The sequence below is a fragment of the Weissella uvarum genome, assembly GCF_016908785.1.
GTDB classification, from domain to species: Bacteria; Bacillota; Bacilli; order Lactobacillales; family Lactobacillaceae; genus Weissella; species Weissella uvarum.
This window is the reverse complement of sequence record NZ_JAFBEO010000002.1, coordinates 148,105-162,236: the sequence shown is the minus strand read 5'-3', so window position 1 is coordinate 162,236 and position 14,132 is coordinate 148,105. Positions and strand designations below refer to the sequence as shown.

Below are 14,132 nucleotides of genomic sequence, written 5' to 3'. Positions count from 1 at the left end.
CCCAGTTTATGGGCTGGGTTTTTTTATAGAATAATATGCAAAATAGCTTTTTCTCGGGAAAAGGTGTATCATATAACGATAAATTTGTTGGAGGAATTCAGATGACAGAACCATACGAATCAGAGCAGCGCCGTCTTGACCATGTTTTGGAAAAGATTCAAGATGCTAAAGTTGCAAATGAATTAGAACGCGGTCATGCGGATCAAAAAAAGGCTGAAGTCGATGCTGGTTGGCAGGATGTCCGCTATAAGTCATCAACTTATAGTGGCTTATTTGAAACGGCCATGTCTGTGCGACAACAGCAACAGATGTTAGAGCAACGTGAAGCTGAAATGAATTCTGTGGATCATCAAGCTGAGGTCCTTGAACGCTTACGAGAACGACCATACTTTGCGCGAATTGATGTACAGGATGCGGGTTCTTCAGTGACTGAGCCAATCTATATTGGCTTGGCTTCGTTTTCAGACAAGCCGGATCATTTTTTGATATATGATTGGCGGGCTCCTATTTCTTCTATTTACTATGATGATGGGGTTGGAGAAGTTGATTATGAAACGCCTGATGGGACTCAGCATGCGACAGTGCATTTAAAGCGTCAATTTCAAATTGAAAACGATAAAATTGTGACCATCTTTGATACTGATGAAGCAGTTGGTGATCAAATGTTATTGGATGCGCTATCTGGCGAATCAACGACTAAGATGCAATCAATCGTGACGACGATTCAGCGTGAGCAAAATAAGATTATTCGAAACACATCGGCGGACTTATTGTTTGTGCAAGGAGCAGCTGGATCTGGTAAAACTTCGGCTGTGTTGCAACGTGTGGCTTATTTATTGTATCGCTACCGTGGTCAATTAACGTCAGGCCAAGTTGTGATGTTTTCACCAAACCAGTTGTTTAATGATTATATTGACCAGGTGTTGCCCGAATTGGGTGAACAAAACATGGTGCAGATGACCTACTATCAATATGCATCACGCCGTTTACCACGTTTTGAAATTGAAACGCTTCAAGAACGATTTGAGGCGCAACCAGGTCCAAAAGAAAAACAAATTATTGATTTTAAAGGTACTCTGGACTATTTCGATGTGATGCAGGCTTATGCTAAGAGTTTAAATCAATCTGATATTCAGGTCCGTCCAATTAAATTCCATGGTGAAGAATTGATTAGTACGGACCGCATTAAAGAAATTTATTATAGTTTCAATGAAAACTATAATCTTGGGAATCGTCTCTTTGCCACCAAAGAACGTTTGCTAAAAATTCTACAATCACAAGTGCGTAAGGAAATGCAATCTGACTGGGTTGATGAACGCATTGAGAACCTATCAAAGGAAGAATATGATTCAATGATGGGGGATGAAGAAAAGGACTTTAAGTCAGACCAAGAAGAACATAATTATGTCGCTAAGAAAATTGTGACGGACGAGATGGCGCCTTTGGTTAAAGGAATCAACCGCAATCGATTCATCAATATTAATCGTCAATTTGTACACTTCTTGGAACAAGTACCACAATTGGTTGATTTAGCAAAATACGGTATTGAAGAAGCTGATTGGCAAGAAGGGGTGAAGCGCACGGTTAATGGCATGAAGGAAGGCCGTTTGAATTTGGCCGATATGACGCCTTTTATGTTGTTATTTGATTTGATTAAAGGTGCACATGGTGAGCGTGATATTCGATTCTTGTTCATTGATGAGATTCAAGATTACACACCTTTCCAGTTGGCCTTTTTGAAGCATAGTTTCCCTAAGGCACGTTTTACGATGCTAGGAGACTTGAATCAGGCGATTTTTACCAAAGAGAATGCAACAAGCCTACAAGATGACTTGTCACATCTCTTTGATCCTGAGAAATCAGAATATATTGAATTGACTGATACGTACCGGTCAACTCAACAAATTACAGATTATGCCAAAGCAATTTTAATTGACGGTGCTACGATTAACGCGTTTGAACGAGAGGGAAGTAAGCCAACGGTAGCTGTTTTGCCTTCTGAACAAGCGATGGTCGATTATGCAATTCAGCAAGTTGCAGATAATCACGCATTACATGAAACGACAGCGATTATTACTAAAACTTTGGCGGAAGCTGAGCGTGCTTATGCGCAATTGCGGGATGCGATGGATGTGACAATCATTCGGACAGAAAATCAACGATTGGTGCCAGGAACGATTATTGTACCAGCATACTTAGCTAAAGGGCTGGAATTTGATGCTGTTATTATGTGGGATGCCAGTGAAGCGGTCTACCATGAAGATGATGAGCGTCAACTTGTCTATACGATTGCTTCTCGGGCAATGCACCAACTAACCATCTTGGCGAACCAAACTTTGTCTCCATTGTTGCGTGACATTGACCAAGATTTATATATCGAGGGTTAAAAAATGACAGAAGCATCAATGAATTATGAAGTATTCAGTCGTGAACAGTGGCGTAAACTTGGATCGACCGACACAAATGTTGCAGATTCGCAATTAACACCTAAAGTCTTAGATGGCTTAAAGGCGTTTAACGACCAAATTTCACTGGGTGAAGTGAATGCAATCTATGTGCCACTGGTTGATTATATTAAGATGGAATATGCACAATATGAACGAACACGGCAGGCACGCATGAATTTTTTACGTGAAGAACAAACGCCGAGCCCATTTGTGATTGGTATTGCTGGCTCAGTGGCGGTTGGTAAAACAACGACAGCTCAGCTTTTACAATATTTGTTACAAGCAGAATTTGGGAATGATGAGGTTGCGTTGGTTACAACGGATGGCTTCTTACGTTCTAATGCGGATTTGAAGGCGCAGGGGTTATTTGATCGTAAAGGTTTTCCCGAATCGTATGATATGCCAGCTTTGCTGAATTTTATGGATACGATTAAAGATGGCGTTGAAGAGATTAAAGCACCTAAATATTCGCATGATATTTCGGATGTTTTGGAAGGTGAGTATGATTATATTCAACGACCAAAGATTTTTATTATTGAAGGTATCAATACCCTACAGATGAGTCCTGAATCTCCCATTTATTTGTCAGATTTCTTTGATTTGTCGATTTATTTAGATGCGAAGACTGATTTGATTGAACATTGGTATTTGGATCGTTTTGTGGCATTGTTAAAGCAGACTGCAGAATCTCAGGATCCAAATAATTATTTCTACCCTTGGACGCAAATTCCATTCAATGAAGCGGTACAACAAGCTGAAGAAGTTTGGCGCGATGTGAATTTGCCTAACTTAAATGACTATATTTTACCTACTCGAGAGCGAGCTGATTTAGTCTTGCATAAGACTGTGGGCCACGTCATTGATGAAATTTGGTTACGAAAATTCTAAAAAGTAACTTGTTTAAGTGACAGTTATGTAACAAAAACGTTTTAACTAGTGATTTATAGACGAATCACTAGTTTTTTTTGGTGATTATCAAGATAATTTCAAATCTACTAGTAGGTGTATGACTTAAAAAGGCCTGATATATTGCTTGTTACAAGTGTTTTTTAAGCTGTATTGCTAGAAAATTACAAAAAAGTAATCCTTTATAACAAGATGTAATATTTGCGTAACTTATAGAAAGCTTAAGTTGGTAAACTAGTTGATGTTGTTACGAGAGGTAACATGTCTAGTTCAAAGCAACGCAAGTTAGCGATTATAAATTATAAAAATTATTGGAGACTATTTTTCATGAGTAATAAGACTAAGAATGCAGCGTTAACAATGGCAGGTTTGGCTACTGTATTTGCAGCTGGTCAAACAGTCGCAAACGCGGCAACTTACACTGTTCAAAAGGGTGATACATTATCTGAAATTGCAAGTAAGTTCAATGTTTCAATCGATGATCTTGTTAAGAAGAACAATATTACTGATAAAAATCTAATTTTTACAACTCAAAAGATTGAAGTTTCATCAGATGATGTTAAGTCTGATGTTGCAACTAAGGCTAGCTCACAACAAGCAGCTCAAGCCGCAGCAAATACGGTAGCAACGAGTGTTGCTAAGCAACAACCTGCAGCAAAGCATGCTGAAGAACCAAAGCAAGTAGCTCAAGCAAAGCCAGTTGCTACTGCCAGTGTTGAAAAAGCGCAACCAGCTAGTGAAGAGCCAGCAACTGTTGCTCAAACAACAGACGCAAAGCCAGCTGCCGCCGCTGCTTCTGGTTCAACGCATGATCAATTCATTGCTAATGGTGGAACTGAAGCAATGTGGCAAACAATTGTTCAACCTGAATCAGGTGGAAACCCAAATGCGGTTTCATCAAATGGTTACCAAGGCCTAGGTCAAACTAAGGAAGCTTGGGGAACAGGTTCAGTTGCTGACCAAACTAAGGGAATGGTAAATTATGCCAACTCACGTTATGGTTCAGTAGAAAATGCGATTGCTTTCCGCCAAGCCAATGGTTGGTGGTAATCAAAATAGAGCATAATTAAAAAGAGTGGCTTGCCGCTCTTTTTTTATTTTTTAAAGAAGCTTGTCAACTTGTTTAACAAAAAGCACTTGAAATTATGCATGATTGGGATATAATTGTACATTGTCAACTTTTTACTAACTACTGGTAAGAGAATTTATTTAAAAATGAAATGGAAGGTGATGAATATATGTCAGATACGACGCACGCGCGTCCGGTTGATGTGCACGGAAAGCCATATAATCGAACCATTATGGTTATTGTTATTTTGGTTGCGACATTTTCAGGTGTCTTAATGCAGACGTCACTTGGGACTGCGATTCCAACCTTAATGCACGCTTTTGATATTAACTTGGCAACCGCGCAACAAGCCACAACATGGTTCTTGTTAGCTAACGGGGTCATGATTCCGGTTTCGGCTTATTTAACAAGTCGGGTTCCCACGAAATGGTTATATTTAGCTGCATTTAGTTTGCTTTGGGCTGGAATGGCGATTACAGCCTTTACCCCTGAACAACATGATATGTGGTGGCTCTTCTTGGCTGGTCGTGTTTCGGCTGCCTTAGGAGTTGGAATTTCAATGCCCTTGATGCAAGTTGTTTTAGTTAATATTTTTCCACCTGAGCAACGTGGTGTTGCCATGGGGCTTGGTGGACTGGTTGTCGGAATGGCACCAGCGATTGGACCAACCTTATCTGGTTGGATTTTGGATCAAAATCATGTCATTTTCGGTTTGACCCTAACAGATTCTTGGCGTTCAATTTTTTACGTACCAATGATTGTGTTAGGCATTGATTTAATCTTTAGTTTGTTCTTCTTGCGGGATGTTTTGCCAACAAGCAAGGTTAAGCTTGATATTATTTCATTTATCTACTCGGTTATTGGATTTGGAAGTTTCCTATTAGGCTTCACAAATGTTGGAACTGATGGTTGGGGTGATGTGAAGACTGTTATTACACCAATCGTCATTGGGGTGATTTTCATTACTATCTTTATCATGCGTCAATTGCATATGGATGAGCCTTTCTTGAATGTGACGGTGTTTAAGAATAAACAATTTACTGTCACCACGATTGCGGTTATGTTAGCAATGATGGCCATGATGGGTGTTGAAATGATGTTGCCAACATATATGCAAAATGTGCATAATCTATCTGCTTTGCGTTCAGGACTAACGCTATTACCTGGAGCTTTGATGATGGGAATTATGTCACCAATTGCTGGTATGGCTTATGATAAGGTTGGTGCCCGTCGTTTGGCTTTGGTTGGATTTAGCTTGTTAGCAATCGGAACAGTACCATTTATGTTCCTAACACCAGAGACACCAACACACTATATTACGGCTTTGTATACAGCACGAATGTTTGGTGTCGCCATTGTGATGATGCCATTAACGGCTTCAGCGATGTCAGCTTTGCCACCTGAAGAGGCTAATCATGCAACTGCATCAAATAACACAGCACGTCAATTGGCCTCAGCTGTTGTTGTCGCTTTGCTAACTTCTGTTATACAGAATATTATTAATACAAATAAGCCAGGCGCTGCCTTACGAGATGCCAATCCATTGAAGTATGGTGAGAAGATGTTGAATGCGTCAATGGATGGATTCCAAGTCTCATTCTTGATTGGTTTCTTGTTCGCGGTTGCTGGATTGATTGTGGCACTCTTCCTACGTAAGGGTAAGATTATCGCCGAAAGCAACAACTCAAATGAAACAAAGGAGGGTTAATTCATGATTATTGTTATATTATTACTTTTTGTTGTTTTAACCTTCTTAGCCTGGATTTACATTAAGCCAATTACCTTACGTGTATTGGCAGGTAGTTTGGCCCTACTAGGCATGGCGCTTAGTGTGTTAGCAATTACTTTGAACTTCACTAATCAACTTGGGATGAAGGAAGTCACGACAGTTAAGGAACAAAAGATTTATACAGCTGGCGATACAAAGTCACCCGCAAATATGCTGATTGCCAAAGAAGTTGGAGATGATTCCAACAATTATGTCATGGTTTATCGTAACCATGCTGATGATAAAAAGGCAAAGGTTCACAATAAGCCGGATTCAAAGCATATTACTGAAGCAATCAAGAAGACTGGTACGTATCATACCAAGCAAACGGATCATGCTACGGTCAAGACGACTACAACGCGTTTGCGTTTCAAGAATGATTTCTATAAGATGATGTTTGGTATTAGCGAGCAACAAAATAAGCTCGTTAAGCAACGGACTGTTGTTACAGTACCAAGCAAGACTTGGGTAGTTCTAACGCCTGAACAAGCTAAGCAATTAGGTGCCAAGCAAAAGCAAATGTCACCAAAGATGCAACAAATGCAACAAGCCCAAATGAAACAGGCTGTGACGCAGAAGATGACGGCCTACATGCAAGCGCATCCCGATGCTACCGCTGCACAACAAAAGGCGCAAACGAAGGCCATCTCATCTGAAATGGCGACAACTGCGGTTAAGCAGCAACTAAGTGAATTAAAGTAACAAATTAATGATATGCCTTTCTTTTTACTGAAGAAGGTGCTATCATATAAATATAGTTTGAAAGATTTTTGTTTTATGTTTCGATCCTTTTTGAAATATGGCATGGGTGTTTTAGATTATTTAAAAAATTTGGCAGTATGCCAGGAGGTTCGTAACAATGGAACAAGGAACAGTTAAGTGGTTTAACGCAGATAAGGGATTTGGATTTATCGCACGTGATAACGGAGACGATGTGTTCGTACATTTCTCAGCTATCCAAGGTGACGGATTCAAGTCATTGGACGAAGGTCAAAAAGTTGAATTCAACGTTACCGAAGGTGACCGCGGATTACAAGCTGCTGACGTTACAAAGCTTTAATTAGCAAAAAAAGAACAGTTCTTCGGAACTGTTCTTTTTTATTGATTTAAAAATGACAGGGTAGACTGAAATGCAAAAATGGTTAAAAACAATTGAATTGCCGGTTGATCAACCCGATGTTACTTTACGCGAACAGTTAACCGCTTGGGCGCTGCCAAGAAGGATTCAGGGACAGTTAAGACAAAATCGACGTGTTTTGCTAAATGGCCGTTATCAAAATATGCAGACGCATTTGAAGCCAGGTGACCGTTTAGAAATGACTTTTCTAGCGACAGATTTTATGACCGCCACGTCGCAATATGCGGCTGAAGCAACGGGTCAATTAGAAGTGTTGTGGGAAAATGAGGATGTATTGGTTGCTAACAAGCCGGCTGGGATAAAGACACACCCTAACTCCCCTGGCGAAACGGGGACGTTGATGAATTTAGCGCAAGCCTATTTGGCAAATCAACCGAATAGCTCGGCATATATGGTGCACCGTTTAGATGGTGCGACATCAGGGGCAATTGTGATTGCGAAAAATCCAGTGGCCGTTTCAATCTTAAATGCACAATTAAAAACGAAGCAGATAACGCGTCAATACGTTGCGTTGGTAATGGGAACAGTTACGCAGAAACAAGGCGTTGTTGATTTACCAATTGGCATTGATCCAGAGCACGTACGCTTGCGTAAGGTGAATGGGGTTAAATCACAAGCTGCTCGGACCCATTGGCAAGTGTTAGAAAAACGAGAGACGGCAACTTTACTGCAACTTGAATTAGAGACGGGACGGACGCATCAAATTCGAGTGCATATGCAGGCAATCGGCCATCCAATCGTTGGCGATGTTTATTACAATCCAGCGACAAATTCGTCCCGTTTAATGTTACATGCAGCAAAAATTAGTTTTAAATTGCCTTTTTCTCAGAAAGAAATTTCGGTTAAAGCGCCTATTACAGCTGACTTTAGCGCCATTGTTAAGAAAAGTTAAAAAACTGTAATCTTCTATTAAATTGCATCAGTTATGCTTGTACATAGCAATTAAGAAAATTAAAGGTGGTTTTAACGATGGAAAATCAACAACGTTTGATGAAGTCAGTAGGTAAGACAAGTTTGCTTGCTTCAACTTTGTTTGCAGCAGGAATTTTTGTTAACCAAGTCGATGCATCTGCTGATGGTACTTGGCAGGCCAATTCAGTAGCAACAGTAAAGCAACAAGTGAATGCATCTAATCCAGCGCAATATGGTGTGCATAATGGTGATACACTTTGGGCCTTGTCACAAGCTACAAATCAATCAGTTGCCACTTTAGCGCAACGTAATGGGATCCAAAACCCTGACTTAATCTACGCTGGCTCAACATTGAATTTGAGTAGTCATGGTGTTGTGACGGCTAGTCAAGCAACTCAGGCAGCACAAACAGCACAAACAGCACAAGTAAACCAAGCGACAGCAGCTAATACGCAAGCTAAGCAAGTAGCAGCCCAGAAGGTTTCTGAAGCAACTGTGGCTAAGCAACAAGCGCAAACAGCACAAGCTAAGGCAAATGAAGCAGCACAAGCTAAAGCAGTGGCTGAGCAAAAGGTTGCGCAAGCTAAGCAAGTGCAGGCTAAGCGTGATGCTCAAATTCAAGCGCGTTCACAAGCAGCCGTTGCTGCTAATCAACAAGCTGTTGCAACACAAGCTAAGCAAACGGCTGAGTCAAAGGCTCGTGATGCTCAAGTAGCACAAGCGAAGGAAGCTCAAACTAATCAAGCCCAAGTTCAAGCAACACAACAACAAAAACAAACAACGCAATCAAATACAAAGGCAACAAACACCAATCAACAAGCTGATACACAAACCAACACAGCGGTTACGCAAACTTCAGATGCAACTTTTGCTGCTTTGAATCAGTTGCGCCAAATTAATGGGTTAGCACCGTTGACTTGGGATGCTGGTTTGGCGGCAAAAGCCAGCGCTCGAGCTGCTCAAATTAACGCGACTCAAACAGTCCCTGCAGATCACTTTACGGGTTCAGGTAATGAAGTGATTGCTATTGGTTGGAATGCAGGTACGCCTGTAATCAATGCCTGGTATAACGAAACTAATATGGTGGGTGCTCCTGGTCACCGTAACTGGGAAATGAACGCTAATTATAGTAAAGTTGGTTTTGCTCAAGTCGGTAATACCATTGTTGGATTAGCAGAATAAAGTTAAAATTAAACCTCTTAACACACTTGTGATTTTATTAATTCACAAGTGTGTTTTTTAATATTTTAAATTGGTATAGACTGATGATGTGAATTAGCTTAATATATACTTTGATTATTTTCATGAAATGGTATAATTAAATGCGGTTGAAATTAGTGAAAACTAATCATTCTTTAATAAATGGGCTTAAATGTATGGGGTCTTCGGAGGGGTGTATGTTTTATCGCAAATTTGGAAAAAGGGCGCTGGATATTGTCGGCGCAATTGGGCTATTAACTATTTTTGGCTTGCCGATGTTGTTGATTGCACTGATGGTGAGGTTGACCTCTCATGGGCCGGTCCTTTTCCGGCAGAAACGCTACACGGTTGACAGTCGCCCTTTTAAAGTTTATAAGTATCGATCGATGGTACCAGATGCGCCAGAACGAGCAAATCAACGCTTTGATGATATGGATAATTATTTGACTACTATTGGTAAATTGTTACGACGTACTTCATTAGATGAAATGCCTCAATTGTTGAATGTTTTGAAGGGCGACATGAGTTTTATCGGGCCCCGTCCTCTAGCGGATTCGGATTATCGAGTAATTGATTTGCGAAAAATGAATGGTGCTGATCAAGTGCGACCTGGTATCTCAGGATTAGCCCAAGTGAACGGGCGCAATAACATTTCGGATGAACAAAAAGCGGCGTATGATCAAGAATATGCAGAGCATGTTTCGTTCATGCTTGACTTAAAGATTGTTTTGAAAACAATTGGCAAGGTATTTCGTCAATCGGATATCGATCGAGATGAAGAGCGTGATGTCAATGTTGTTAGACATGTTAAATAAAAACAAAAAAAGCTCTCGCGCATGCGAGAGCTTTTTTTCTTATGCCCAATCACCATTTCTGAAGACTGGAACAACTTGACCATCTTGTGTTAGTCCGTCAACATCCATATCGGCTGATCCAATCATGAAATCAACATGAACAAGTGAATCATTTTGGCCGTGTGCTTGGCGTTCTGCTAAAGGCATTTGTGTACCTCCCTTGATATTTGAAGGGTAAGCGGCACCTAGTGCGAGATGATCAGAGGCATTCTCGTCGAATAAGGTGTTATAGAAAATAATGCCAGATTGCGAAATTGGTGAAGGATCTGGTACCAATGATACTTCACCCAAAGAGTTGGCTCCAGAATCTGTTTGCAGCAATTGTTTTAAGATGTCGCGCCCTGTTGAAGCATCGGCTTCGGTCACGTGCCCATCTTTAAAGGTTAGCTTGATATCCTGAATTAACGTTCCGCTATAAGAAAGTGGTTTCGTTGATTGAACGTAGCCATCAATGTGATGTGCATCTGGTGAAGTAAAAACTTCTTCAGTTGGCATGTTGGCGATAAACGTATAGCCAGCTTTATCAGAGGAATCAGAGGCTTCCCAGCGATGATCTCGGGCAAGACCAACTGTCAAATCAGTAATTGGCGACTTGAAGTGTAAAGCTTTGAAATTTTGCTCATCGAGCCAGTTTGCTTTGGTCTTAAGTTGGTTGACGTGAGCTTGCCAATCGGCAATTGGGTCATTATCAACTGTCACTCGGGTGACCTTAAAGATTTCTTCCCAAAGGCGGTCTTTGGTGGCAGCTGCGTCTAGTTCAGGAAAGACTTTTTCAGCCCAGGCTTGGCCGGCAGCGCCAATAACAATCCAATCTAAATCATTATTCATGGTTGCCTTTTGAACTGGTTGATTGGCTCGGCGGAATGTTTGTTCAAGCAAAGAGACACGGTTGCTATCAATATGACTAAAAGCATCTGGATCGGTTGAAAGAATTGAAATCCGTGTTGTGTTGGCATCAGCAATATTTTGGGCTCTTACCGGTACCCAAGTGGGTGTGGCTGTTAAAGCATCTTCAGGTGCGTTTTCAAGGAAAGCGCGTTTTGTGTGGACGTCAGACCATTCGACATCGACTTTATCAGCGCCACGGGTGTAGGCTGCATCAGTTAAAGCATGGACGAGTTGTGCTTGTTCAATATCGGCGTAAATCAAGACATTCTGACCCCGGCGAATGTTGACTCCAAGGTTAATCACGAGTTTTGCATATTTTTCTAATAATAAATCAAAGTTTTTGATTGTCATCTTCAGGCCTCGCTTTTATTTAAATTGCTTCAATTCTACAATACTTCTATGTAAGGCGCTACTTTTCTAAAGTTATTTATAATTTGTATGATAAAATGCCAGGTATGTGTTGAATATGATAAAATAATGGTTGAACTTGATGACAAGAGGAGAAAAGTAATGAAACGAGTAATTACATATGGAACATTTGATATGTTGCATTATGGACATATTAATTTATTGCGTCGTGCCAAGGAACGTGGTGACTATTTAATTGTTGGTCTTTCAACGGATGAATTTAATTGGGACTCTAAGCAAAAGAAGACTTATTTCAGCTACGAAAAGCGTAAGCAATTGTTAGAAGCAATTCGTTACGTGGATCTTGTGATTCCTGAAGAATCATGGGACCAAAAGCCAAAGGACATTGAGTTGTACCAAGCCGATGAGTTTGTCATGGGTGGTGATTGGCGTGGTAAGTTTGACTATCTTGAAGAAGAAACAGGTGTGAAGGTGACTTACTTGGATCGGACACCTGAAATTTCAACGACCCAAATTAAGCAAGATTTGAATGATAAGTCATTAGTAACTGATGGAACTGCTGACTTATAAGTATATGCTTGAATTTCTTATTTGAGGACACTTGTCACGCGACAGGTGTTTTTTATTAATTAGGTGTGTTTTAGACTACTTAATTAAATTACCTGGCAAGGATATAACCAATGAAAAAAATAAAAAATGTTGTAAAGAACTCGAAACTTTTGGGGATGATATTTAGTGCTGGTATGCAGATCCTTTTACGCGTCTTGCGTGTATTTGTATCAATTCGGTCTAAGCAAGTCATGCTGGCTTCTTATAGTGGACGTCAAATTTCGGATACGCCTTGGGCGGCTTTTCAAATTTTAAAAAATGACCCAAGCTTTGCTAATTATGATTTTGTTTGGGCCGTCCAGCATCCTGAGAATTTCACTGAAATGTCAGATGTTAAGATTGTTAAAATGAATTCATTCAGTTACTTTTGGAATTTATTGGCGTCTAAGTATTGGATTGCTAATAGTTCGATTGAACGATTATTGAATGTTAAAAGACCAGAACAAATTTATATTCAATTTTGGCATGGCATGCCGATGAAGACACTTGGCCATGCGGAAAAAGATCTTTCGTGGTTAGTTCAACATTGGTATGACAATGTACCAATTGATTATTTGTTTGCATATTGTGACTATGATGCAGAGCGATTGCATGAATTGTTTCCGAAAACAAAACACCTTGTGGTACAAGGACAATTACGTAAATGGCTTTCCCAAAGTGCAGCTAAAAGTCCAGATCAACAGTTATTAGGAGCGCTAAACTCCAATAAGCCAGTTTTGCTGTATGCACCTACCTATCGTGGAAGTGATGATGACACAGGATTTTTGTCAGCCACTGAGTTAACTAAACTGATGGAAAATTATCAGGTTATTTATCGGGGCCATTATTTTTCAGAACATCAACAACTGCCGGGGTTAATTGATGGCAATAATTATGATGTTTACCAAATTTTCGCTCAGGCGGATTTGTTGATTACGGATTATTCAAGTATTTTATTTGATTTTGCATATTGGCAGAAACCTATTTATCTATATGTGCCTGATTTAGAAACTTATCGTAGTGAAAGAGGTCTGGCGTTGGATCCAGCGACGTTACATTTGCCGATGGCCCGAACATTTGATGAATTGCAACAACAGTTAGCTCAAGCATCGTGCTCGATGGAAGCGGTGGCTAATTTAGAAACGACCTATGACCCACATACGACTGAACAGACGATTGCAGCGTTGAGGCAGATCTTTAATGAAAATCTTTAAAAAACGCCAAAATTTCATTTAATTAGTGGTATTTCATACGTCAAAAAGGTAATCTATTGGGGATGGAAAAAGGCTTAAATAAGATGTGATAGTTTTTTAAAAAGTGAATACACTATCACGAAAAAGAGGTAGGTCGATGACGAAGAAGAGTAAAAGTTATATATTTTGGAAACGGTTCTTAGATATATCAGTGGCGGTATTCGCCTTGATTGTTTTAGCGCCGGTTTTCGCTTTTGTCGCTTTTTTGTATTTGTTTGGAGATAATCGTGGGCCTGTCTTTTACCAACAAACACGGATTGGTTTAAATCATAAACCTTTTCAAATTTATAAATTTCGTTCGATGGTTGTTGGAGCCGATCAACGACTTTATGAAAATAAAGAATTGTACAAAAAGTTCGTTGATAATGGGTATAAACTACCCACGGATGAGGATCCTAGAATTACAAAGTTGGGAGCCTTTCTGCGCCGGACGTCAATTGATGAATTGCCACAATTTATCAATATCTTAAAGGGGGATATGAGTATTATTGGCCCCCGACCGGTAGTTGAAAAAGAGTTATGCGAATACGGGGATGAGGTCGATGTGTTCTTATCAGTTTTGCCTGGAGCCATGGGGCTTTGGCAGGCAAGTGGACGCAGTACCATTCAATATCCCGAACGGGCACAATTGGAAATCGAGTATGCGACGCACGCGAATATGTGGTTTGATTTCAAAATTATTTTTATGACCATCAAGGCTATTTTTAAAAAAGTTGGTGCGATGTAGTACGGATAGTGCT

General features: G+C 40.2%; 13 protein-coding genes. 12 read left to right on the top strand and 1 reads right to left on the bottom strand.

Features of this window, described 5'->3' with window-relative positions; translation table 11 throughout:
- Positions 1 to 101: 101 nt before the first annotated feature.
- The 9 genes from helD (at position 102) to JOC36_RS03285 (ending at position 10,255) form a co-directional block, all read left to right on the top strand.
- Entirely contained in the window at positions 102 to 2,387 is a 2,286-nt protein-coding gene (gene helD, locus JOC36_RS03325) for an RNA polymerase recycling motor HelD (RefSeq protein ID WP_205145085.1), read from the top strand.
- 3 nt (positions 2,388 to 2,390) lie between these two features.
- Positions 2,391 to 3,335 (top strand): type I pantothenate kinase, encoded by a 945-nt coding sequence (coaA, locus tag JOC36_RS03320; RefSeq protein ID WP_205145084.1) that lies wholly within the window; start codon positions 2,391 to 2,393, stop codon positions 3,333 to 3,335.
- Between the two features lie 345 nt (positions 3,336 to 3,680).
- A complete protein-coding gene (locus JOC36_RS03315; RefSeq protein WP_205145083.1) occupies positions 3,681 to 4,403 on the top strand; it encodes a LysM peptidoglycan-binding domain-containing protein in 723 nt (240 codons plus the stop codon).
- A gap of 188 nt (positions 4,404 to 4,591) precedes the next feature.
- Positions 4,592 to 6,130, top strand: a complete 1,539-nt coding sequence (locus tag JOC36_RS03310; RefSeq protein ID WP_205145284.1) for an MDR family MFS transporter — start codon at positions 4,592 to 4,594, stop codon at positions 6,128 to 6,130.
- Between the two features lie 3 nt (positions 6,131 to 6,133).
- Positions 6,134 to 6,892, top strand: a complete 759-nt coding sequence (locus JOC36_RS03305; RefSeq protein ID WP_205145082.1) for a DUF4811 domain-containing protein — start codon at positions 6,134 to 6,136, stop codon at positions 6,890 to 6,892.
- Between the two features lie 157 nt (positions 6,893 to 7,049).
- The gene (locus JOC36_RS03300; RefSeq protein WP_205145081.1) at positions 7,050 to 7,250 is read left to right on the top strand and encodes a cold-shock protein; all 201 of its coding nucleotides are present in this window, start codon (positions 7,050 to 7,052) and stop codon (positions 7,248 to 7,250) included.
- Between the two features lie 70 nt (positions 7,251 to 7,320).
- Complete coding sequence (locus JOC36_RS03295) at positions 7,321 to 8,220, top strand: RluA family pseudouridine synthase (protein WP_205145080.1); 900 nt, start codon at positions 7,321 to 7,323, stop codon at positions 8,218 to 8,220.
- Between the two features lie 77 nt (positions 8,221 to 8,297).
- A complete protein-coding gene (locus JOC36_RS03290; RefSeq protein ID WP_205145079.1) occupies positions 8,298 to 9,422 on the top strand; it encodes a CAP domain-containing protein in 1,125 nt (374 codons plus the stop codon).
- Between the two features lie 215 nt (positions 9,423 to 9,637).
- Positions 9,638 to 10,255: a sugar transferase gene (locus JOC36_RS03285; RefSeq protein ID WP_205145078.1), complete on the top strand. Its 618-nt coding sequence runs from the start codon at positions 9,638 to 9,640 to the stop codon at positions 10,253 to 10,255.
- Between the two features lie 39 nt (positions 10,256 to 10,294).
- Here the strand turns inward: JOC36_RS03285 and JOC36_RS03280 are convergent, their stop codons facing one another.
- Positions 10,295 to 11,533, bottom strand: a complete 1,239-nt coding sequence (locus JOC36_RS03280) for an aminopeptidase (RefSeq protein ID WP_205145077.1) — start codon at positions 11,531 to 11,533, stop codon at positions 10,295 to 10,297.
- A 159-nt stretch (positions 11,534 to 11,692) separates the two neighbouring features.
- On the opposite strand from JOC36_RS03280, the gene tagD reads away from it, so the two are divergent.
- From tagD to JOC36_RS03265, 3 genes are all read left to right on the top strand, one after another.
- A complete protein-coding gene (gene tagD / locus JOC36_RS03275) occupies positions 11,693 to 12,121 on the top strand; it encodes a glycerol-3-phosphate cytidylyltransferase (protein WP_205145076.1) in 429 nt (142 codons plus the stop codon).
- Positions 12,122 to 12,294: 173 nt separating this feature from the next.
- On the top strand, positions 12,295 to 13,353 hold the full coding sequence (locus tag JOC36_RS03270; RefSeq protein WP_205145075.1) for a CDP-glycerol glycerophosphotransferase family protein: 1,059 nt from the start codon (positions 12,295 to 12,297) through the stop codon (positions 13,351 to 13,353).
- Positions 13,354 to 13,489: 136 nt separating this feature from the next.
- The gene (locus JOC36_RS03265; RefSeq protein WP_205145074.1) at positions 13,490 to 14,119 is read left to right on the top strand and encodes a sugar transferase; all 630 of its coding nucleotides are present in this window, start codon (positions 13,490 to 13,492) and stop codon (positions 14,117 to 14,119) included.
- Positions 14,120 to 14,132: the final 13 nt, after the last annotated feature.

What these genes read in the sequence shown, in the direction of transcription:
- helD (WP_205145085.1), top strand. Translation starts at nt 102, where the DNA reads ATGACAGAACCATACGAATCAGAGCAGCGCCGTCTTGACCATGTTTTG.
- JOC36_RS03290 (WP_205145079.1), top strand. Translation starts at nt 8,298, where the DNA reads ATGGAAAATCAACAACGTTTGATGAAGTCAGTAGGTAAGACAAGTTTG.
- JOC36_RS03270 (WP_205145075.1), top strand. Translation starts at nt 12,295, where the DNA reads ATGCAGATCCTTTTACGCGTCTTGCGTGTATTTGTATCAATTCGGTCT.
- JOC36_RS03280 (WP_205145077.1), bottom strand. Translation starts at nt 11,533, where the DNA reads ATGACAATCAAAAACTTTGATTTATTATTAGAAAAATATGCAAAACTC.
- JOC36_RS03315 (WP_205145083.1), top strand. Translation starts at nt 3,681, where the DNA reads ATGAGTAATAAGACTAAGAATGCAGCGTTAACAATGGCAGGTTTGGCT.
- JOC36_RS03265 (WP_205145074.1), top strand. Translation starts at nt 13,490, where the DNA reads ATGACGAAGAAGAGTAAAAGTTATATATTTTGGAAACGGTTCTTAGAT.
- coaA (WP_205145084.1), top strand. Translation starts at nt 2,391, where the DNA reads ATGACAGAAGCATCAATGAATTATGAAGTATTCAGTCGTGAACAGTGG.
- JOC36_RS03285 (WP_205145078.1), top strand. Translation starts at nt 9,638, where the DNA reads ATGTTTTATCGCAAATTTGGAAAAAGGGCGCTGGATATTGTCGGCGCA.
- JOC36_RS03295 (WP_205145080.1), top strand. Translation starts at nt 7,321, where the DNA reads ATGCAAAAATGGTTAAAAACAATTGAATTGCCGGTTGATCAACCCGAT.
- tagD (WP_205145076.1), top strand. Translation starts at nt 11,693, where the DNA reads ATGAAACGAGTAATTACATATGGAACATTTGATATGTTGCATTATGGA.
- JOC36_RS03305 (WP_205145082.1), top strand. Translation starts at nt 6,134, where the DNA reads ATGATTATTGTTATATTATTACTTTTTGTTGTTTTAACCTTCTTAGCC.
- JOC36_RS03300 (WP_205145081.1), top strand. Translation starts at nt 7,050, where the DNA reads ATGGAACAAGGAACAGTTAAGTGGTTTAACGCAGATAAGGGATTTGGA.
- JOC36_RS03310 (WP_205145284.1), top strand. Translation starts at nt 4,592, where the DNA reads ATGTCAGATACGACGCACGCGCGTCCGGTTGATGTGCACGGAAAGCCA.